Here is an 18,710-nt window from a genome sequence, read left to right on the forward strand (position 1 = left end):
AGATCATGGCCCGTGATACCTGGTTCGAGACCGTTGCCATCGCCCAACAGCGTGCGAAGAAACGGCTGCCGCGTTCTGCGTACTCGTCGTTGATCTCGGCGAGCGAGAAGGGCATCTCGGTCTCTGACAATGTCGAGGCCTTCTCCGAACTGGGCTTTGCCCCGCATGTCATCGGTGCCACCGAGAAGCGCGAGATGGCCACGACGGTGCTGGGTCAGGACATTTCGATGCCTGTCGTCATCTCACCGACCGGTGTGCAGGCGGTCGACCCCGACGGCGAGGTGGCCGTCGCCCGGGCTGCGGCCGCCCGCGGGACCGCGATGGGGTTGTCCTCCTTCGCCAGCAAACCGATGGAGGATGTCACCGCCGTCAACGACAAGATCTTTTTCCAGATCTACTGGCTGGGCAGCCGCGACGACATCCTGGCGCGCATGGAGCGGGCCCGGGCTGCCGGCGCCAAGGGCCTGATCCTGACCACGGACTGGAGCTTCTCCCACGGCCGGGACTGGGGCAGCCCCAAGATCCCGGAGCAGATGGATCTCAAGACCATGATCAAGATGAGCCCGGAGGTCATCACCAAGCCGCGCTGGTTCTTCAGCTTCGCCAAGACACTGCGCCCGCCGGACCTGCGGGTGCCTAACCAGGGTCGCCGCGGGGAGCCGGGTCCGACCTTCTTCGAGGCCTATGGCCAGTGGATGGGCACCCCGCCGCCGACCTGGGAGGACGTCGCGTGGCTGCGTGAGCAGTGGGGTGGTCCGTTCCTGCTCAAGGGCATGGTCCGCGTGGATGACGCCAAACGGGCTGTGGACGCCGGGGTTTCGGCGATCACGGTGTCAAACCATGGTGGCAACAACCTGGATTCGACCCCGGCGGCGATCCGCTGCCTGCCCGCCATCGCCGATGCCGTGGGCGATCAGGTGGAGGTGCTGCTCGATGGCGGCATCCGCCGTGGCAGCGACGTCGTGAAGGCGGTGGCGCTCGGTGCGCGCGCCGTGCTGATCGGGCGCGCCTACCTGTGGGGCCTGGCGGCCAACGGCCAAGCAGGTGTCGAGAACGTGCTCGACATCCTGTCCGGCGGCATCGACTCCGCACTGCGTGGGCTGGGCAAGTCCTCCATCCACGACCTGAACCGCGATGACGTCCTGATCCCGGAGGGCTTCACCCGTACGCTCGGTGTCTGACAGCCACTGCCGTGTTGAAACGTACGTGACTCGCGTGACAGACGTGACCGGGTGTCCACCGACCGGGTGACATCGCCGAAATCATTTGCGTCCCATGCGCCAACAACCGGCGCACGCCAGGTGAATTCGGCCTACCATCGGCGGGTGGCTTCACCCGCCGAACTCGGCAACGCGACGTCGACCGGACTGATCGATGGCGCATCGGATGACAAGCCGACACTGATCGTCCCGCTCGGCTCGACCGAGCAGCACGGCCCGCACCTGCCGCTGGACACCGACACCCGCATCGCGACGGCAGTCGGGCGCGCGGTGGCGGCCCGGTTCGGCGACGGATGGCTGCTGGCGCCGGCGCTGCACTATGGCGCCAGCGGTGAACACGAGGGGTTCGGCGGCACCATCTCGATCGGCACCACGGTGTTGCAGCTACTCCTGATCGAGTACGGCCGGTCGGCCTGCAACTGGGCCCGCCGCGTGGTTTTCGTCAACGGGCACGGCGGCAATGTCGATGCGCTGGCCGGGGCGGTGGCACTGCTGCGGACCGAGGGACGCGATGCCGGCTGGTGTTCGTGCAGCGTCGCCGGGGCCGACGCACATGCCGGTCATACCGAAACATCGGTATTGCTACATATTTCACCCGGTGACGTGCGCCGTGACGCCCAGGTGGCCGGTAATCGCGCGCCGCTGTCGGAGATCATGCCGGCCATGCGCGCCGGCGGGGTCGCGGCCGTCAGCGCCGTGGGTGTGCTCGGCGATGCGACGACGGCTACGGCGGCCGATGGTGCACGGTACTTTGCCGCTATGGTCGACGGGTGTGCCCGCAAAGTGGCGGACTGGGCACCGAACGGACGGGGGATGCTCACATGACCGGGCCGCGGCTACCGGACGGATTCGTCGTCCAGGTCGACCGGCGGGTCAAGGTGCTCGGCGCCGGGTCGGCGCTGCTGGGTGGCTCCCCGACCCGGCTGCTGCGGCTCGCGCCGGTGGCCCAGACCATGCTCGACGGCGGCCGCCTCGAGGTCAACGATGCGCTGTCGGCACAGCTGGCACGCACCCTGCTCGACGCCACGGTGGCACACCCGCGCCCGGCCAGCGGGCCGTCGCACCACGACGTGACCGTCGTTGTCCCGGTGCGGGACAACATTTTCGGTGTTGCCAGGTTGGTGCGGTCACTGCGCGACATGCAGGTCGTGGTGGTCGACGACGGGTCCGCGATACCCATCACCGAAGCCGACTTCGACGGGGTGCACTGTGCGGTGCGGGTGGTGCGGCACGACCGGAGCCGCGGTCCGGCCGCTGCCCGCAACACCGGCATGCGGGCCTGTGTCACCGACTTCGTGGCCTTCCTGGACTCCGACGTGGTGCCGCGGCGCGGATGGCTGGAAGCATTGCTCGGCCATTTCTGCGACCCGGCCGTGGCGCTGGTGGCCCCGCGCATCGTCAGCCTGCGCGAGCCGGAGAATCTGGTAGCCCGCTACGAGGCGGTGCGGTCCTCGCTCGATCTGGGGATGCGGGAGGCCCCGGTGATCCCGTTGGGTCCGGTGGCCTACGTGCCCAGCGCGGCGATCATCTGTCGCCGCAGTGCCCTGGTGGACGTCGGTGGTTTCGATGAGACGCTGAGATCGGGGGAGGACGTCGACCTGTGCTGGCGGCTGGTCGAGGCCGGTGCTCGGTTGCGCTACGAGCCGATCGCGCTGGTCGGCCACGATCACCGCACCCAGCTGCGGGAGTGGTTTGCCCGCAAGGCCTTCTACGGCGAATCCGCCGCGCCGCTGTCGGTCCGGCACCCGGGCAAGACGGCGCCGATGGTGGTGTCGCGCTGGATGCTGCTGCTGTGGACGCTGGCGGCGACGGGCTCGACGTTCGGCTACTTCGCGGCCGCTGTCATCGCCGTACTGTTCGGCCGCCGCATCGCCAACTCGCTGGAGACGGTCGAGCCGCAGCCCCGTGAGGTGGCGACCATGACCCTGCGCGGAGTGTGGTTCGCCGCCCTGCAGGTCGCCTCGGCGATCTGTCGGCACTACTGGCCGGTCGCACTCCTGGCGGGTCTGCTGTTCCGCCGATGCCGGCGGGTGGTGTTCGCCGCGGCGGTTCTGGACGGCCTGGTGGACTGGGCGGGCCGGCACAACAGCATCCCGGCCGATACCCACCGGGTAGGACTGTTCAGCTACCTGCTGCTCAAGCGGCTGGACGACATCGCCTACGGCCTGGGGTTGTGGACCGGGGTGGTCCGCGAACGGCACCTCGGTGCGCTGAAACCCCAGATCCGTACCTGACCGGCGTGCGGGTTCTCATCGTCGGAGCGGGTAGCGCTGGTTCGATTCTCGCCGAGCGTCTTTCGCGCGAACCCGAATGCCATGTGACCGTCGTGGAGGCCGGCCCGCCGGCAGCCGGTCAGGCGCTCACCGACGCGCACCGACTCCCCATCGGGCCGGCCAGTCCCGTCACGGCCAGATACCCGGCGAACTTGACCGATGCCCCGGACCGGCCGGTGAGCCTGGTGCGCGGTGCGGTGGTCGGCGGCTCGGGTGCCATCAACGGTGGCTACTTCTGCCGGGGTCGCGCGGGTGACTTCGACGGGTGGGGTGTACCGGGCTGGTCCTTCGACGATGTGCTGCCGCATTTCCGCGCCCTCGAGACCGACCACGATTTCAGCGGCCCGCTGCATGGCGCGTCCGGCCCGATCCCGATCCGCCGGACCCGCGAATTCAGCAGCGGGACACGACAGTTCATCGACGCGGCGCGTGACCGCGGTTTCGACTGGATCGATGATCTCAACGGTGCCCAGACCGACCGCGGCGTCGGTGCGCTGCCGCTCAACGTCGCCGACGGCCGGCGCTGCGGGCCCGGGGCGGTGGTCCTGGCCCCCGCGTTGGGGCGACCAAACCTGGTTCTGCACACCGATACCCGGGTACGGTCGATCCGCTTCGCCGGGCACCGGGCCACCGGAGTCGACGTGCGTGGGCCGGCCGGTGACGCGAGCCTGCACGCCGACCGGATCATCCTGTGCGCCGGGGCCATCGCGACCGCACAGCTGCTGATGCTGTCGGGCTGCGGGCCGGCCGATGCGCTCACCCGGGCCGGCGTGCCGGTGCTGGTCGATCTGCCGGTGGGGGTGGGCTTCGCCGACCATCCGGAGTGGTTGCTGCCGACCGCGTGGCCGGCAACCCCCGGCCGTACCCCGCTGGAAGCTGCGCTGGCCGTCGATGATCTGGAGATACGTTTGTACACAACTGGTTTCGCAGAGATGGTGGGGGAGGTGCCCACTGACCCGCCGCATATCGGGGTGGCGTTGATGCGTCCGACCGGTCGTGGCCGCCTGACGCTGATCTCCGCCGATCCCACCGTCCCGCCGCGGATCGAGCACCACTACGACTCGGTGGCCGGTGATGTGGCGGCGCTGCGCGAGGGTGCGGACCTGGCTCGCGACATCGCCGGGATCGGCGCCACCGAGGCCAACTGGTCCACCACCCAGCATCTCTGCGGCACGGCGCCGATGGGTGCGGTGCTCGATGCCCGGTGCCGGGTGCTCGGGGTGGACGGGCTGTGGGTGGCCGACGGCTCGATCCTGCCCGAGATCACTTCGCGTGGACCGCATGCCACCATCGCCATGATCGGGCACCGCGTCGCGGAGTTCATCACCGACTAGGTCAACCGCGGTGCCTGCCGGTGCGGCGCAGGGCGCGCACGGGTCGCAGTTGCCGGTCGTCGCGTCCCGGTGCCCACAGTCCGATGATGACGGCGCTGGCCCCCACGATGATCGCGAGCCCGAGCAACGAGGAGCTCATCGACTCGACGAATGCCGCCCTGCTCAGCTCGGCGATATCGGCCCCCTGGGGGCCGAGCCTGGAGGCCACCTCCAAGGCCTGGCCGAGTGAACCGGCCACGGCATCACGGGCGGGTGCGGGCAGCTCGGCGGGGACCCGGGATTCGACCGTCTCGGTGTACCGGGCCGCGAGCAACGACCCGGCCAGTGCGATGCCGAGGGCGGCACCGACCTCGCGGGTGGTGTCGTTGACCGCGGAGGCGACGCCCTGCTTGTCATCGGGGGCGGTGTTCATGATCGCCGAAGTCGTTGGGGCGGTCAGCAAGCCGATACCGAAGCTCATGACCAGCATGGGCCAGCCGACGGCGCCGTAGCCGTCGCCGAGCGCCACGTCGGTCATCAGCAGGAAACCGGCCGAGATGAGCGCCAGTCCGGTGAACACCACAAGACGCAGCCCCAGCCGGGGCAGGTACCAGAACGACGTCGCCGACAGCAGCAGGACCGGACCCATCAGGGGGGTGAGCGCGAATGCGGTTTTCATCGGGGTGTAGCCGAGTATCAGCTGCATGTGCTGCATGACGATGTAGAAGTAGCCGAACATCGACAGGAAGAACACCGTGATGGCCGCCGCGCCGGTGGCAAAAGCCGGATTCGCGAACAGTCGCACATCCAGCAGCGGGTTCGCACGTCTCGTCTCGACCACACCGAAGGCCAGCGTGAGCAACACCCCGGCGACGATGCATCCGATGACCAGTGCATCGGACCAGCCGCGAGCCGGTGCCTCAAGGATGCCGAACACCAGGGCGGCCACACCGCCGCCGATCAGGACCGCGCCCGGCCAGTCGAGTGGTTTGGCCACCGACTCCCGTGAGGTTGCCACGGTCAACCCGAGCCCGAAGAGCACCGCGGCGGCGCCGGCGAACGCCCAGAAGATGACCTGCCACGGCCAGAAATGCAGGATGCCCCCGGAGCCGAGCATGCCCAGGATCGCGCCCGATCCTGCCGCCCCCGCCCAGATTCCGACGGCCTTGTTGCGCTGGCTCTTCGGATATGCGGCGGTGATCAGCGACAGCGTCGCCGGCATGACGAAGGCAGCGCCCGCTCCGGCCACGCCGCGCGCGATGATCAGGTGCATCGGGTCCGACCAGACTGCCGGGGCCGCCGAGGCCACCCCGAACACGGCCAATCCGAGCAGCAGCGCGCCCCGGCGGCCGTAACGGTCACCGAGGGCGCCGGCCGGCAACAACAGGCAGGCCAGTACCAGCGTGTAGCTGTCCACGATCCAGGTGAGCTGGGTCTGGGTGGCCGATGTGGCCGTGGCGAGATCGGGGAGTGCGGTGTTGAGCGCCACCATCGACGAGATGACAAGCAGCACACCGAAACACGCGATTGTCAAGGTCCAGGCGCGGGCCCGCGGCGAGAGGTCCGCGAGAGCGGCGTCGGTAGGCCGGTCCGACTCGGCGAGTGTGTCGACCATTGCCCCACTTTCGACGAGTGCGTTATTTTTGATACTGCCCGTCTGGTTTCGAGACTAACAGTCTCGTTGGCGGTGGGGAAGGGAGATCTCCGATGGCTGCCGCACACACCGACCCGCGGCCGGCCCGCTCGAGGGCCCGGCTGTTGGAGGCTGCCACGGCGCTGCTGCGCACCGGCGGTCCCAGTGCGGTGACGGTCGACGCTGTGATCCGCGCGTCCAATGTCGCCCGCGCCACGCTGTATCGCCACTTTCCCAGCGGGAATGACCTGTTGGCGGCCGCGTTTCACGCGCTGATCCCGCCCGCGCCGATGCCGCCCGAGGACGGTACGTTGCGCGACCGCCTGGTGGCCACGTTGGACAGCTTCGCCGACCTGATCGCCGAGGCGCCGATCAGCCTCGCCGCAACCTCATGGCTGGCGCTCGGCGGCGGGCTGGATCCGTCGTGGTGGCGGGGAGTCCACGATGCCGAGAGCGAGGCGGTGCGCACGCTGCGGGAACGGGTCGCCGACCAGTACGCAGCGCCCTTCAGTGCGATCTTCGACAGCCCACAGGCCGTCGCCGAGGTCGGTGTGATCGATCAGGTGCAGGCGGTTGCCCTGCTGCTCGGCCCGATCGTGCTGGGAAAGTTCAGCACGTTGACCGACTTCGACTACCGCGAGGTTGCGCGGTCGGCCGTCGACGGCTTCCTGGCGACCCACCGGCGGCCCGGTGTCAGCGCAACGAGTACCGGATCGGCAGGTGCTTGAGCCCGCCGACGAACGTCGTCGCCGACAACTCCGGGGTACCGGCCAGCTCGATCGAGTCCAGCCGCGAGACCAACTCGGTGAACAGGCTGTTCATCTCCATGCGGGCCAGCGCCGCACCGAGGCAGAAGTGCACCCCGTAGCCGAAGGCCACGTGCTTGTTGTTCTCGCGGCCCACATCGAAGCGGAACGGATCGGTGAACACGTCCTCGTCGCGGTTTCCCGAAACGTAAGCGAGGTAGACGGATTCGCCTTCGGCGATCGGTACGCCCCGAACATCGGTGTCGGCGGTGGCGGTACGCATGAACTCCTTCACCGGGGTCGACCACCGGATCATCTCCTCGACCGCGGTGCCCATCAGATCCGGTTGTGCCCGCAACCGGTCGAGCTGATCCGGGTTCTCGATCAGCGCGAGTAGTCCGCCGGAGATCGCGTCCTTGGTGGTGTCGTGGCCGGCGCTGGCGACGATCGTGTAGTAGGACACGGTGTCCACGTCGGAGAGCGGTTCACCGTCGATGCGGCCGTTGGCGATCGCGGAAGCGAGGTCGCCGGTCGGGTTCGCGCGCCGTGACGCGGTCAGTTGGGAGAAGTAGGCGAAGAAGTCGAGCAGGACCTGAAGCTGGTCCTCCAACGAGCCACCCTCGCGCTTGTACTCGTCGTCGTCGCCGCCGAACATCTCCTGGGTCAGCATGTGCATGCGCCCGTAGTCCTCTTCGGGCAGGCCGAGCAGCGACATGATCACGTACAGCGGGAATTGCACCGCGATGTCGGTGACGAAATCGCATTCCGGCCCGATGTCGCGCATCTGGTCGACATAACGTCTGGCCAACTCGTCGACGCGAACCTTGAGATCGCGCATCGCCTTGGGGCGGAACCAATCCGCGCCGATGGCGCGCACCTTGCGATGGTGTGGGTCGTCCATGTGGATCAGGGTGCGCAGGCCCATACCCGATTCGAGTTGCTGCTTGGCCAGGTCGTCGGCGGCGGCGGTGGCCAGCAGCGGGCGCGGCTCGTTGATGAACAGGTTGTTCTCGCGTTCGATGGCCATGATGTCGGCGTGTTTGGTGACGGCCCAGAAAGGTCGGTAGAGCCGGGACTCGACCTTGACGACCGGTTCGTGGTGGCGCAGGTACGTCATCGCCTCGTGCAGTCGCGCGTCGTCGGCGTAGGCCTTCGGCTCGACAAAGACTTTCGCGTACTCGCTGGCCCGGTCATCCTTGGTCGGAGTGCTCATCAACAGTCTCCTTCGCGCTGTCTTGACGGGTGTCAATTCGCAGTCTAGGGGTGCCTACCTACCCGCACGCCCGGAATACGGCGAATCGCCGTCGCCTAGGCTCGATCCGTGCACTTCTCGTCGCGATGGGTCCATCGCACGCTGGCGCTGCTGATGGTCGTGGTGTTCGCGGTGGCCTGCAGTCGCGGGAGCGGTGCTGCGCCGGCGTCGCTGCCGCCCGACCCATCGGTGGTGCGAACCGCCGACGGCCTGGTCCGCGGCACGGCGACGCTCGACAAGCGGCATTTCGCCGGAATCCCGTATGCCGCGCCGCCGGTGGGGCCGCTGCGCTGGCAACCGCCCCAGTCGGTGGCGCCCTGGCCGGGGGTGCGGGACGCGACCAAGACCGGGCCGCGGTGTCTGCAGGACGAGGGCAGTGATGTCGAGTTCGGCAGGCAGACCGACGAGGACTGTCTGACGCTCAACGTGTGGACGCCGGAACCTGCCGAAGAGCTTCGGCCGGTGATGGTTTGGCTGCACGGCGGCGCCTTCATCAACGGCAACGGTGCGATGTACGACTCGCGCTGGCTCGTCGACCGCGGAGACATCGTCGTGGTCACACTCAACTATCGGCTGGGCGCGCTGGGCTTCCTCGCCCATCCCGCGCTCGGCCCGCCCGGCGCCGTCGGCAACTATGGGCTGCAGGACCAGCAGGCGGCGCTGCGCTGGGTGCGCAACAACATCGCGGCATTCGGTGGCGACCCCGACAAGGTGACCATCGCCGGCGAGTCGGCCGGCGGCATGTCGGTGTGCGATCACATGGTCGCGCCGGACTCGCAGGGTCTGTTCCGGGCGGCAGTCATCCAGAGTGGACCCTGCCAGGCGCAGATCGCGCTGCCGCAGGCCGAACGGGTCAGCGTGGACTTCGCGCGCGATGTCGGCTGCGGTGACCCCGCGGCGGCCGCCGCCTGCCTACGCGGGCTGCCGGCCCACGAACTGGATAAACCGGTGTGGTACGGCCGAATCGGCGAGGACACCCTCAGCGGCCCGGTGTACGGGACCGCAGCCCTGCCCGAGGATCCGATGGTCGCCATCCGGGAGGGCCGGGCCGCCGACGTGCCGGTGCTGATCGGCAGCAATCGCGACGAGTTCACCCTGTTCGCGGCGCTGCAATATCTGCGCGGCGCGCGCCAATACGCCGCCGGCGAATACCCCGATCTGCTGGCCGACACGTTCGGGCCGCAGTCCGCCACGGTCGGTGCGCGTTACCCGCTGGAGCGGTACGGCGGCAGTGCCGCGCTGGCGTATTCGGCGGCGGTCACCGACGGAGTGTTCGCCTGCGTGGCGGGCCGGATGGCCGGTCAGCTGTCCGCGGTGAACGCGGTGTACGCCTACGAGTTCGCCGATCCGAAACCGCCCACGCCGGAACCCATGCGCACCTTGCCGTTTCCCGTCGGCGCCAGTCACTCGTTGGAACTGCGTTATCTGTTCGACGTCGGCGGGGCACCGCCGCTGGACCCGGCGCAGCAGCGGCTGTCCGACCAGATGATCGACTACTGGACGTCATTCGTGCGCACCGGCGCACCCGGCGCCGACGGCGCACCCGAGTGGCCGGAGGTGTCCGGCGGTGGCCCGTGGATGTCATTGCGGCCCGACGGGCCGCGGGTGGTCACCGACTTCGACCAAGAGCACCAGTGCGAATTCTGGGCCGGTCTCACAGGGCGGTAGTGGAGTTCGCGGCCGGCTTGGTCAACGGGTGTGATCAGCGACGGCGAACTGGTCCGTGGGGGACACGGCACCTATCTCTGATCGGCCCGGTGCGCCGCGGCCGGGGTCACCCAGGTCGTGATGTCGGCGTGCACGACCTCGGCGCCGGTGCGGTCGGTGATGGCAACCGGCACCACGATCTCGGTGCCCTCCTCAATCGTCGCGAAATCGGGCGGGGTGAACTCGGCCCGCGCACGCAACGAGGTCGTCGCCTTGGCCAGATATCGGACCGTCATGCCCTTGGGGATCCAGCGGTGGCTGCCCGGCACGGTGGCCTCCATGGCCATCCCCATCGCGACCTCGGCGGCATTGCAGGAGGCGATCGCGTGCACGGTGTGCAGATGGTTGTAGACGTAGAACCACTTCGGCACGTCGACCTCCGCAAGCCCGGGTTCCATCCGGCGGACGTGCGGTAGCACCGAGGCGAAATAGGGCACGCGGACCATGGCCGCGGCCGAGAACAGACGCGTACCCAGGGGTTTTCCGGAGAGCTGCTGCCAGGCGCGGTAGGTGGGGCTCTCGGTCATGTACGAGATCTTACTGATGAGTAAGATCGACTCGGTCCGGCGAGCAGACGCAAACCTGTCCGGTGGGCCCGGAAATGCTGCACTTTTGTGTCTCTTCGACGGGATATCGCAGGCCTCCAAGCTGCTCAAATGCGGATTTGGAGTGCGCCGGGATCTGAGGCATACTGTTCGGGTTGCCTTGAGCCGGGTTCGCCTGGCTGGGGGCAGCCGACCAGCGTCCCGAGCGGACGCACCCGGTCCCCACCTCGATCGCGACATTGTCATCGGCGCGAAAGAATGTGCGCAAGGGCGACACACCCGAGCGCGGGGGTCGGTGAACCAGAGACAGGTAAACAGCGGCGGCAACAGGCTGCGCGCGCTTCGGGAAGCCGGAGCACGTGCACCGGGGCCAGACCAGAGACAAGGCCCAACCATGGGCCCGTTAGTAGTGAAGGTAGGAGAAGCGTGGCGGGACAGAAGATCCGCATCAGGCTCAAGGCCTACGACCATGAGGCGATTGACGCCTCGGCGCGCAAGATCGTCGAGACGGTCACCCGGACGGGCGCCAGTGTGGTCGGCCCGGTGCCGCTGCCGACCGAAAAGAACGTGTACTGCGTGATTCGGTCTCCCCATAAGTACAAGGACTCGCGGGAGCATTTCGAGATGCGTACCCACAAGCGCCTTATCGACATCCTCGACCCGACGCCGAAGACCGTTGACGCCCTGATGCGCATCGATCTGCCGGCCAGCGTCGACGTCAACATCCAGTAGGAGACCCGAGAAAAATGGCTAGAAAAGGCATTTTGGGCACCAAGCTGGGCATGACGCAGGTGTTCGACGAGAACAACAAAGTCGTTCCCGTGACGGTCGTGAAGGCCGGCCCCAACGTGGTGACCCGTATCCGTACCACCGAGCGTGACGGCTACAGCGCCGTGCAGCTCGCCTACGGCGAGATCAGCCCGCGCAAGGTGAACAAGCCGGTCACCGGTCAGTTCGCCGCCGCCGGTGTGAACCCGCGCCGCCACCTCGCCGAGCTGCGGCTCGACGATGAGTCCGCCGCCGCCGAGTACGAGGTCGGCCAGGAGCTGACCGCCGAGATCTTCGCCGACGGCGCGTACGTCGACGTGACCGGCACCAGCAAGGGCAAGGGCTTCGCCGGAACCATGAAGCGGCACGGCTTCGCCGGCCAGGGTGCCGCCCACGGCGCCCAGGCGGTCCACCGGCGTCCCGGCTCGATCGGTGGCTGCGCCACCCCGGGCCGCGTCTTCAAGGGCACCCGCATGTCGGGCCGGATGGGTAGCGACCGCGTCACCACCCAGAACCTGAAGGTCCACAAGGTCGACGCCGAGAACGGCGTCCTGCTGATCAAGGGTGCCGTCCCCGGGCGCACCGGCGGACTCGTCGTGGTTCGCACCGCGATCAAACGAGGTGAGAAGTAATGACTCTCAAGATTGACGTCCGTACCCCGGACGGCAAGACGGACGGTTCCGTGGAACTGCCCGCCGCGCTGTTCGACGTGGAGCCGAACATCGCTCTGCTGCACCAGGTCGTGACCGCACAGCTGGCCGCCGCCCGCCAGGGCACCCACTCGGCCAAGACCCGCGGCGAGGTGTCCGGTGGTGGCAAGAAGCCGTACCGCCAGAAGGGCACCGGCCGGGCGCGTCAGGGCTCGACCCGCGCCCCGCAGTTCACCGGTGGTGGCGCGGTGCACGCTCCCAAGCCGCGCGACTACAGCCAGCGGACCCCGAAGAAGATGATCGCCGCCGCCACCCGCGGGGCGCTCTCGGACCGCGCCCGCAACGATCGCATCCACGCGATCACCGAACTGGTGGCCGGCCAGACCCCGTCGACCAAGTCGGCGAAGTCGTTCCTGGCCAGCCTGACCACGAACAAGAAGGTGCTGATCGTCATCGGCCGCACCGACGAGGTCGGCGCCAAGAGTGTGCGGAATCTGCCTGGCGTGCATGTCATCTCGCCGGATCAGCTGAACGCGTACGACGTGCTGCACGCCGACGACGTGGTGTTCTCGGTCGAGGCCCTGAACGCCTACATCGCCTCGAACACGAAACAGGAGGTGTCGGCCTGATGGCTACGATCACTGACCCTCGCGACATCATCCTCGCCCCGGTCATCTCCGAGAAGTCCTACGGACTGATCGAGGACAACGTGTACACGTTCGTGGTGCACCCGGATTCGAACAAGACGCAGATCAAGATCGCCATCGAGAAGATCTTCTCCGTCAAGGTCGATTCCGTGAACACCGCCAACCGTCAGGGCAAGCGCAAGCGCACCCGGACCGGTTACGGGCAGCGCAAGAGCACCAAGCGCGCAATCGTGACGCTGGCCCCGGGCAGCAAGCCGATCGACCTCTTCGGAGCACCGGCCTGATCGGCCGGGAGTTAAGGGATTAACTGATAATGGCAATTCGCAAGTACAAGCCGACGACCCCGGGTCGTCGCGGTTCGAGCGTCTCCGATTTCGCCGAGATCACTCGTTCGACTCCGGAGAAGTCGCTGATCCGTCCGTTGCACAGCACGGGTGGACGTAACGCGCACGGCCGCATCACCACTCGTCACAAGGGTGGCGGCCACAAGCGCGCCTACCGGCTGATCGACTTCCGTCGCCACGACAAGGACGGCGTCAACGCCAAGGTCGCGCATATCGAGTACGACCCCAACCGCACCGCGAACATCGCGCTGCTGCACTACCTGGACGGCGAGAAGCGCTACATCATCGCGCCGCAGGGTCTCAAGCAGGGCGATGTCATCGAGCAGGGGCCGAACGCCGACATCAAGCCGGGTAACAACCTGCCGCTGCGCAACATCCCGGCCGGTACCGTCATCCACGCCGTGGAACTGCGGCCCGGCGGCGGTGCCAAGCTCGCCCGCTCCGCCGGTGTCAGCATCCAGCTGCTCGGCAAGGAAGGCACCTACGCCTCGCTGCGTATGCCGTCCGGCGAGATCCGTCGCGTCGATGTGCGCTGCCGCGCCACCGTCGGCGAGGTCGGCAACGCCGAGCAGGCGAACATCAACTGGGGTAAGGCCGGCCGTATGCGGTGGAAGGGCAAGCGCCCGACCGTCCGTGGTGTCGTCATGAACCCGGTCGACCACCCGCACGGTGGTGGTGAAGGTAAGACCTCCGGTGGTCGCCACCCGGTCAGCCCGTGGGGTAAGCCCGAGGGCCGTACCCGCAAGCCGAACAAGGCGAGCGACAAGCTCATCGTCCGTCGCCGGCGCACCGGCAAGAAGCGCTAGGAGTAAATAGCGATGCCACGCAGCCTCAAGAAGGGCCCGTTCGTCGACGACCATCTGCTCAAGAAGGTCGACGCGCAGAACGAGAAGAACAGCAAGCAGGTCATCAAGACCTGGTCGCGCCGGTCCACCATCCTCCCGGACTTCATCGGCCACACCTTCGCCGTCCACGACGGTCGCAAGCATGTCCCGGTGTTCGTCTCCGAGTCGATGGTCGGGCACAAGCTGGGCGAGTTCGCCCCCACCCGCACGTTCAAGGGTCACATCAAGGATGACCGGAAGGCGAAGCGCCGGTAATGACTACTGCAATTGAGTATCCGTCCGCGAAGGCGGTCGCGCGCTTCGTGCCGTTCTCACCGACCAAGGCGCGCCGGGTCATCGACCTGGTCCGCGGCAAGTCCGTCGAGGAAGCCCTCGACATCCTGCGGTGGGCACCCCAGGACGCCAGCACCACGGTGGCCAAGGTGATCGCCAGTGCGGCGGCCAACGCGCAGAACAACGACGGCCTGGACCCCGCGACCCTCGTGGTCGCAACCATCCACGCCGACGGTGGGCCGACCGCCAAGCGGATCCGCCCGCGCGCCCAGGGGCGTGCGTTCCGGATCCGTAAGCGCACCAGCCACATCACCGTGATCGTGGAGAGCCGCCCGCCCAAGCAGAAGGGTGGCGCGTCGACCTCGACCGCGCGTAACCGTCGTGCACAGGGCAGTAAGGCCGCTGCTGCGAAGGCCACCGATTCGAAGGAGGGCTCGGAGTAGTGGGCCAGAAAATCAACCCGCACGGCTTCCGGCTCGGTATCACCACCGATTGGAAGTCCCGCTGGTACGCCGACAAGCAGTACGCGGACTACGTCAAGGAAGACGTCGCGATCCGCCGCCTGCTGGCCACCGGTCTGGAGCGCGCCGGTATCGCCGACGTCGAGATCGAGCGCACCCGTGATCGGGTCCGTGTCGACATCCACACCGCGCGTCCGGGCATCGTCATCGGCCGCCGCGGCACCGAGGCCGACCGCATCCGCACCGACCTGGAGAAGCTGACCGGCAAGCAGGTACAGCTGAACATCCTCGAGGTCAAGCAGCCCGAGGCGGTGGCCCAGTTGGTCGCCCAGGGTGTCGCCGAGCAGCTTTCGAACCGTGTGGCGTTCCGCCGCGCGATGCGCAAGGCGATCCAGTCGGCGATGCGTCAGCCCAACGTCAAGGGCATCCGGGTGCAGTGCTCGGGTCGTCTCGGCGGTGCCGAGATGAGCCGCTCGGAGTTCTACCGCGAGGGTCGGGTCCCGCTGCACACGCTGCGCGCCGACATCGACTACGGCCTCTACGAGGCGAAGACCACCTTCGGCCGGATCGGCGTGAAGGTCTGGATCTACAAGGGCGACATCGTCGGTGGCAAGCGTGAGCTCGCCGCCGCCGCGCCGGCCGCCGACCGTCCGCGTCGGGAACGTCCGTCGGGCACCCGTCCGCGCCGCAGCGGCGCGTCGGGCACCACGGCGACGAGCACCGAGGCCGGCCGGGCCGCCACCGATGACACCGCGGGAACCCCGGCAGCAGCCGAGGCACCCGCAGAAACCACGGAGAGCTAGTCATGCTGATTCCCCGCAGGGTCAAGCACCGCAAGCAGCATCACCCCAAGCAGCGCGGCACCGCCAGCGGCGGTACCTCGGTGAGCTTCGGTGACTACGGCATCCAGGCCCTGGAGCACGCCTACATCACCAACCGGCAGATCGAGTCCGCTCGTATCGCCATCAACCGGCACATCAAGCGTGGCGGCAAGGTGTGGATCAACATCTTCCCGGACCGTCCGCTGACCAAGAAGCCCGCCGAGACCCGCATGGGTTCCGGTAAGGGTTCGCCGGAGTGGTGGGTCGCCAACGTCAAGCCCGGACGCGTGCTGTTCGAGCTGAGCTACCCCGACGAGAAGATCGCCAGGGACGCGCTGACCCGCGCGATCCACAAGCTGCCGATCAAGGCACGCATCGTGACCCGAGAGGAGCAGTTCTGATGGCAGTGGGAGTTTCGCCTGGCGAACTGCGTGAGCTCACCGAGGAAGAGCTCACCACTCGCCTGCGTGAGTCGAAGGAAGAGCTGTTCAACCTGCGCTTCCAGATGGCCACCGGCCAGCTGACCAACAACCGTCGGCTGCGTGTCGTGCGCCAGGAGATCGCACGGGTCTACACCGTGCTGCGTGAACGTGAACTGGGTCTGGCCGCCGGACCCGTTGGTGAGGATTCGTAAGACATGGCAGACACTAAAGGCCCCAACCACACGCCGGCTACCGAGACGCCGCGTGGCCGTCGCAAGACCGCCATCGGCTACGTGGTGAGCGACAAGATGGAGAAGACCATCGTCGTCGAGCTCGAGTCGCGCAAGAGCCACCCGCTCTACGGCAAGATCATCCGGACCACGAGCAAGGTCAAGGCCCACGACGAGAACGGCGATGCCGGCATCGGCGACCGCGTCTCGCTGATGGAGACCCGCCCGCTCTCGGCGACCAAGCGCTGGCGCCTGGTCGAGGTCCTCGAGAAGGCCAAGTAGCCACCACTCGATACAGTCCCCGCATCCGGGGACACCGTGCGAAAGATGTCCCCCGCGACTCCGGTCCGGGGGACATTTTCGTGGGTCCACCGGCGTCGTTGCTGTTTCTGCGTGCGTGTGCGGTGCGGGCGGACCGCTTGTCGCCGACGGCTGGTGACATGTACGGCGACATCCACGCACACGATGCGCGATCATGTTTGCTGCGGTGTGCGGCTGCGCGCCTGCCCCGGTGGATGGGGTGGGCTCGGGATGGCACCGATTCGACGACTTACAGGCGAAAGCCGATCCGACAGCCTATCGTTTTTCGCAATGTTGCAGCGAATGTGCTCGATCCTAGGATTGCTGGCCGTTCTCGCGGCCACTGTCGTGATGCCCGCTTCGCCGGTCGTCCACGCCGAACCCGGGGCCCCCTGGCTCTCCGATGCGCCGACGCTGCCGATGGCCGAGCTCGGGCTCGATCCGGATCTGTTCCTCTACGGACAGGTCGGCACGACGACGGTCACTCTGCCGGTCCTGACCGACATGGTGCCGGCCAGCTTGAACGTCACCGCCGAACTGCCGGCCTACGTGCAGAGCGCGCAGGTCACGGTGAGCCAGGGCGATGCCATCCTGGCGCGGGCGGACATCCCCGTGCAGCGCGGGCCGGTGGTCATCCCGCTGACCGGGGTGCAGGTGGTCGACAACTCGGTCACCCTGGTGCTGCGCAGCTATCTGCTCCCGTTGCAGGGGTACTGCCTCGATCCCACGAGCCCGCTTCGGCTGACCGACGTCGGGGTGAGCTACACCGGGCTGGAGCGCGCACCGGCCACGGTCGCCGACTTCCTGCCGCCGGTGCTGCGCAAGCTGGTGATCCTGCTGGACCGCACGCCGTCACATGCCGAGGCCGGCGCCGCAATACAGCTGGCCACCGGGGTCGCCGCACGGTACGGCAAGCAGAACCCGGGCATCGAACTGGCACCGCTGACCGGCCCCGCGACGCAGTCGCCGGGATCGGGTGGGCCGCTGGAACGCCGCATCGTCATCTCCGAGGGAGCCGAGGCGGAGGTTTCGCTGCTCACCGACGGTGGCATGCCGGCCCTGCTCATCACCGGGCCCGCGAGCGAGCTGGGGAATCAGGTCCGGCTGCTCACCAGCGAGATCGCCCGCTACGCGCTGACCCCGAATGCCGTTGCCGGATCATTGAAACCCGAGGCGCAGCAACAGAATGGACAGACCACCCTCCGGCAGCTGGGACAGCCGGGCGCTACCGCCACCGCGCTGAGCCCGAAGGTGAACATCGCCTTGGATCAGACCCAGATGGGTGGACCGTCGCACGATCTGCGCGTGCACCTGTTGGGTTCGTTCACCCCACTGCCCAGCACGATCGGCGGGCAGGTGGTGGTGTCGGCCGGTGGTGAGACGATCGCCCGCTGGCCGGCCGACGCATCCGGCACCATCGACAAGACCGTCGACGTCCCGGATCGTCTGTTGTTGCGGTTCACGCCGTTGACGGTCACGGTGAACATCGCCGGTAACACCGGCCAGTGCGGCGAGTTCCAACCCCTCACGCTGACCATCGACGGTGCCAGCACGGTGGACAGTGCACCGGCCGAACCGCCTGTGCCGGTGGGGTTCCAGTCCCTGCCGCAGGCGCTGATGCCGAGAATGCTGGTGGGGGTGAATGCCGACATCTTCGGCGACACCGCGCGTGCGGTGCAGATCCTCACGGGTCTGCAGCGGCTGAGCGCGGTGCCGCTGGACACCTCGGTGGTCCCGTTGGACGAGGCGATCGAGTCGTCGGATCCGGCCGTGCTGATCTCACCGGACGGGTGGACCCGCAACGAGGTCACCCTGCCGGTGTCCGCGCCGGACACCTCTCCCATGACCCTCAACACCTTCGACACCGCGGGTAACCCCGCCACCCTCACGCTGGATCCCGCGCTACGGTTCGCCTCACTGCAGGCGGTGTTCGACGGGCGGCGCTCGGTATTGGTGGCGACGTCCAACGGTGCGCCGGCACAACTCCGATGAACTGCTGCGCTGGATGGGATCCGATCAGCGGCACTGGGCCAATGCCGGTGGCGTGGCGCTGCTGTCGGTGGCGGGACGTGACCCGCTGACGGTGACGGCGGCCGACTCCATGACCCCGCCCGAGCCGGTGCAGCAGTCGCTGGTCGCGAAGTGGTGGTGGGTCGGTGCGATTGCCGCCGTCGTCGCGGTAGCGCTGATCGCGCTGTTGTGGTCACGCGCTCGCCGCCGCGGGGGTTTGGCCTGAGCCGGGTCGATCGGGTCAGCGTTT

General features: G+C 67.9%; 22 protein-coding genes. 19 read left to right on the forward strand and 3 right to left on the reverse strand.

The genetic code is table 11. The features are described 5' to 3' along the window. The first annotated feature begins 5 nt into the window (after positions 1 to 5). The 4 genes from mftD to mftG all read left to right on the forward strand — a co-directional run bounded on the left by mftD (position 6) and on the right by mftG (position 4,827). The gene (mftD, locus tag BST17_RS03490) at positions 6 to 1,181 is read left to right on the forward strand and encodes a pre-mycofactocin synthase MftD (RefSeq protein ID WP_083055537.1); all 1,176 of its coding nucleotides are present in this window, start codon (positions 6 to 8) and stop codon (positions 1,179 to 1,181) included. Between the two features lie 120 nt (positions 1,182 to 1,301). Beyond that, positions 1,302 to 2,045 (forward strand): mycofactocin biosynthesis peptidyl-dipeptidase MftE, encoded by a 744-nt coding sequence (mftE, locus tag BST17_RS03495; protein WP_083055538.1) that lies wholly within the window; start codon positions 1,302 to 1,304, stop codon positions 2,043 to 2,045. Continuing rightward, on the forward strand, positions 2,042 to 3,454 hold the full coding sequence (gene mftF / locus BST17_RS03500) for a mycofactocin biosynthesis glycosyltransferase MftF (protein WP_083055539.1): 1,413 nt from the start codon (positions 2,042 to 2,044) through the stop codon (positions 3,452 to 3,454). The genes mftE and mftF overlap by 4 nt, the downstream gene beginning before the upstream one ends. Before the next feature lie 5 nt (positions 3,455 to 3,459). Then, on the forward strand, positions 3,460 to 4,827 hold the full coding sequence (gene mftG, locus BST17_RS03505; RefSeq protein ID WP_083055540.1) for a mycofactocin dehydrogenase MftG: 1,368 nt from the start codon (positions 3,460 to 3,462) through the stop codon (positions 4,825 to 4,827). Position 4,828: 1 nt separating this feature from the next. Here mftG and BST17_RS03510 read toward each other — a convergent pair whose 3' ends face one another. After that, a complete protein-coding gene (locus tag BST17_RS03510; RefSeq protein WP_083055541.1) occupies positions 4,829 to 6,421 on the reverse strand; it encodes an MFS transporter in 1,593 nt (530 codons plus the stop codon). A gap of 92 nt (positions 6,422 to 6,513) precedes the next feature. Between BST17_RS03510 and BST17_RS03515 the strand changes: the two genes are divergently transcribed. Then, a complete protein-coding gene (locus tag BST17_RS03515) occupies positions 6,514 to 7,167 on the forward strand; it encodes a TetR/AcrR family transcriptional regulator (RefSeq protein WP_083055542.1) in 654 nt (217 codons plus the stop codon). On the opposite strand, the gene BST17_RS03520 is transcribed toward BST17_RS03515, so the two are convergent. Then, positions 7,133 to 8,398 carry a cytochrome P450 gene (locus BST17_RS03520; RefSeq protein WP_083055543.1) on the reverse strand — a complete coding sequence of 422 codons (1,266 nt, stop codon included), beginning with the start codon at positions 8,396 to 8,398 and terminating at the stop codon, positions 7,133 to 7,135. The two genes, BST17_RS03515 and BST17_RS03520, sit on opposite strands and share 35 nt — an antisense overlap. Before the next feature lie 153 nt (positions 8,399 to 8,551). On the opposite strand from BST17_RS03520, the gene BST17_RS03525 reads away from it, so the two are divergent. Beyond that, on the forward strand, positions 8,552 to 10,105 hold the full coding sequence (locus tag BST17_RS03525; RefSeq protein ID WP_083055669.1) for a carboxylesterase/lipase family protein: 1,554 nt from the start codon (positions 8,552 to 8,554) through the stop codon (positions 10,103 to 10,105). Between the two features lie 71 nt (positions 10,106 to 10,176). Here the strand turns inward: BST17_RS03525 and BST17_RS03530 are convergent, their stop codons facing one another. After that, positions 10,177 to 10,671, reverse strand: a complete 495-nt coding sequence (locus tag BST17_RS03530; RefSeq protein ID WP_165762208.1) for a hotdog fold domain-containing protein — start codon at positions 10,669 to 10,671, stop codon at positions 10,177 to 10,179. A gap of 444 nt (positions 10,672 to 11,115) precedes the next feature. Between BST17_RS03530 and rpsJ the strand changes: the two genes are divergently transcribed. The 13 genes from rpsJ to BST17_RS03595 all read left to right on the forward strand — a co-directional run bounded on the left by rpsJ (position 11,116) and on the right by BST17_RS03595 (position 18,686). Continuing rightward, positions 11,116 to 11,421 carry a 30S ribosomal protein S10 gene (rpsJ, locus tag BST17_RS03535; protein WP_003883485.1) on the forward strand — a complete coding sequence of 102 codons (306 nt, stop codon included), beginning with the start codon at positions 11,116 to 11,118 and terminating at the stop codon, positions 11,419 to 11,421. A 14-nt stretch (positions 11,422 to 11,435) separates the two neighbouring features. Further along, the gene (rplC, locus tag BST17_RS03540; protein WP_083055544.1) at positions 11,436 to 12,089 is read left to right on the forward strand and encodes a 50S ribosomal protein L3; all 654 of its coding nucleotides are present in this window, start codon (positions 11,436 to 11,438) and stop codon (positions 12,087 to 12,089) included. Then, complete coding sequence (rplD, locus tag BST17_RS03545) at positions 12,089 to 12,736, forward strand: 50S ribosomal protein L4 (protein WP_083055545.1); 648 nt, start codon at positions 12,089 to 12,091, stop codon at positions 12,734 to 12,736. Before rplC ends, rplD begins: the two co-directional genes overlap by 1 nt. Continuing rightward, positions 12,736 to 13,038, forward strand: coding sequence for a 50S ribosomal protein L23 (rplW, locus tag BST17_RS03550; RefSeq protein WP_083055546.1), 303 nt, complete (start codon positions 12,736 to 12,738; stop codon positions 13,036 to 13,038). Before rplD ends, rplW begins: the two co-directional genes overlap by 1 nt. Before the next feature lie 29 nt (positions 13,039 to 13,067). Next, positions 13,068 to 13,904, forward strand: a complete 837-nt coding sequence (gene rplB / locus BST17_RS03555; RefSeq protein WP_083055547.1) for a 50S ribosomal protein L2 — start codon at positions 13,068 to 13,070, stop codon at positions 13,902 to 13,904. A gap of 12 nt (positions 13,905 to 13,916) precedes the next feature. After that, entirely contained in the window at positions 13,917 to 14,198 is a 282-nt protein-coding gene (gene rpsS, locus BST17_RS03560) for a 30S ribosomal protein S19 (protein WP_083055548.1), read from the forward strand. Continuing rightward, on the forward strand, positions 14,198 to 14,659 hold the full coding sequence (gene rplV / locus BST17_RS03565; protein ID WP_083055549.1) for a 50S ribosomal protein L22: 462 nt from the start codon (positions 14,198 to 14,200) through the stop codon (positions 14,657 to 14,659). The genes rpsS and rplV overlap by 1 nt, the downstream gene beginning before the upstream one ends. Then, entirely contained in the window at positions 14,659 to 15,480 is an 822-nt protein-coding gene (rpsC, locus tag BST17_RS03570; RefSeq protein ID WP_083055550.1) for a 30S ribosomal protein S3, read from the forward strand. Before rplV ends, rpsC begins: the two co-directional genes overlap by 1 nt. A gap of 2 nt (positions 15,481 to 15,482) precedes the next feature. Beyond that, positions 15,483 to 15,899 (forward strand): 50S ribosomal protein L16, encoded by a 417-nt coding sequence (gene rplP, locus BST17_RS03575; protein WP_019514051.1) that lies wholly within the window; start codon positions 15,483 to 15,485, stop codon positions 15,897 to 15,899. Next, positions 15,899 to 16,132 carry a 50S ribosomal protein L29 gene (gene rpmC / locus BST17_RS03580; RefSeq protein WP_083055551.1) on the forward strand — a complete coding sequence of 78 codons (234 nt, stop codon included), beginning with the start codon at positions 15,899 to 15,901 and terminating at the stop codon, positions 16,130 to 16,132. Before rplP ends, rpmC begins: the two co-directional genes overlap by 1 nt. Before the next feature lie 3 nt (positions 16,133 to 16,135). Further along, positions 16,136 to 16,432, forward strand: a complete 297-nt coding sequence (gene rpsQ, locus BST17_RS03585; protein WP_019514053.1) for a 30S ribosomal protein S17 — start codon at positions 16,136 to 16,138, stop codon at positions 16,430 to 16,432. Positions 16,433 to 16,801: 369 nt separating this feature from the next. Beyond that, complete coding sequence (locus BST17_RS03590) at positions 16,802 to 18,442, forward strand: hypothetical protein (protein WP_133053506.1); 1,641 nt, start codon at positions 16,802 to 16,804, stop codon at positions 18,440 to 18,442. Further along, complete coding sequence (locus BST17_RS03595) at positions 18,420 to 18,686, forward strand: hypothetical protein (protein WP_083055553.1); 267 nt, start codon at positions 18,420 to 18,422, stop codon at positions 18,684 to 18,686. Before BST17_RS03590 ends, BST17_RS03595 begins: the two co-directional genes overlap by 23 nt. Positions 18,687 to 18,710: the final 24 nt, after the last annotated feature.

It is taken from the genome of Mycolicibacterium bacteremicum, assembly GCF_002086115.1.
Classification (GTDB): domain Bacteria; phylum Actinomycetota; class Actinomycetes; order Mycobacteriales; family Mycobacteriaceae; genus Mycobacterium; species Mycobacterium bacteremicum.

Bases quoted from the DNA above. Each gene is read 5' to 3' on its own strand.
- rpsQ (WP_019514053.1), top strand. From the start codon at position 16,136: ATGGCAGACACTAAAGGCCCCAACCACACGCCGGCTACCGAGACGCCG.
- rplV (WP_083055549.1), top strand. From the start codon at position 14,198: ATGACTACTGCAATTGAGTATCCGTCCGCGAAGGCGGTCGCGCGCTTC.
- rplP (WP_019514051.1), top strand. From the start codon at position 15,483: ATGCTGATTCCCCGCAGGGTCAAGCACCGCAAGCAGCATCACCCCAAG.
- BST17_RS03525 (WP_083055669.1), top strand. From the start codon at position 8,552: ATGGTCGTGGTGTTCGCGGTGGCCTGCAGTCGCGGGAGCGGTGCTGCG.
- rpmC (WP_083055551.1), top strand. From the start codon at position 15,899: ATGGCAGTGGGAGTTTCGCCTGGCGAACTGCGTGAGCTCACCGAGGAA.
- BST17_RS03590 (WP_133053506.1), top strand. From the start codon at position 16,802: ATGCCCGCTTCGCCGGTCGTCCACGCCGAACCCGGGGCCCCCTGGCTC.
- rplC (WP_083055544.1), top strand. From the start codon at position 11,436: ATGGCTAGAAAAGGCATTTTGGGCACCAAGCTGGGCATGACGCAGGTG.
- BST17_RS03515 (WP_083055542.1), top strand. From the start codon at position 6,514: ATGGCTGCCGCACACACCGACCCGCGGCCGGCCCGCTCGAGGGCCCGG.
- rplB (WP_083055547.1), top strand. From the start codon at position 13,068: ATGGCAATTCGCAAGTACAAGCCGACGACCCCGGGTCGTCGCGGTTCG.
- BST17_RS03510 (WP_083055541.1), bottom strand. From the start codon at position 6,421: ATGGTCGACACACTCGCCGAGTCGGACCGGCCTACCGACGCCGCTCTC.
- mftF (WP_083055539.1), top strand. From the start codon at position 2,042: ATGACCGGGCCGCGGCTACCGGACGGATTCGTCGTCCAGGTCGACCGG.
- rpsS (WP_083055548.1), top strand. From the start codon at position 13,917: ATGCCACGCAGCCTCAAGAAGGGCCCGTTCGTCGACGACCATCTGCTC.
- rplW (WP_083055546.1), top strand. From the start codon at position 12,736: ATGGCTACGATCACTGACCCTCGCGACATCATCCTCGCCCCGGTCATC.
- BST17_RS03520 (WP_083055543.1), bottom strand. From the start codon at position 8,398: ATGAGCACTCCGACCAAGGATGACCGGGCCAGCGAGTACGCGAAAGTC.
- rplD (WP_083055545.1), top strand. From the start codon at position 12,089: ATGACTCTCAAGATTGACGTCCGTACCCCGGACGGCAAGACGGACGGT.
- BST17_RS03530 (WP_165762208.1), bottom strand. From the start codon at position 10,671: ATGACCGAGAGCCCCACCTACCGCGCCTGGCAGCAGCTCTCCGGAAAA.
- mftD (WP_083055537.1), top strand. From the start codon at position 6: ATGGCCCGTGATACCTGGTTCGAGACCGTTGCCATCGCCCAACAGCGT.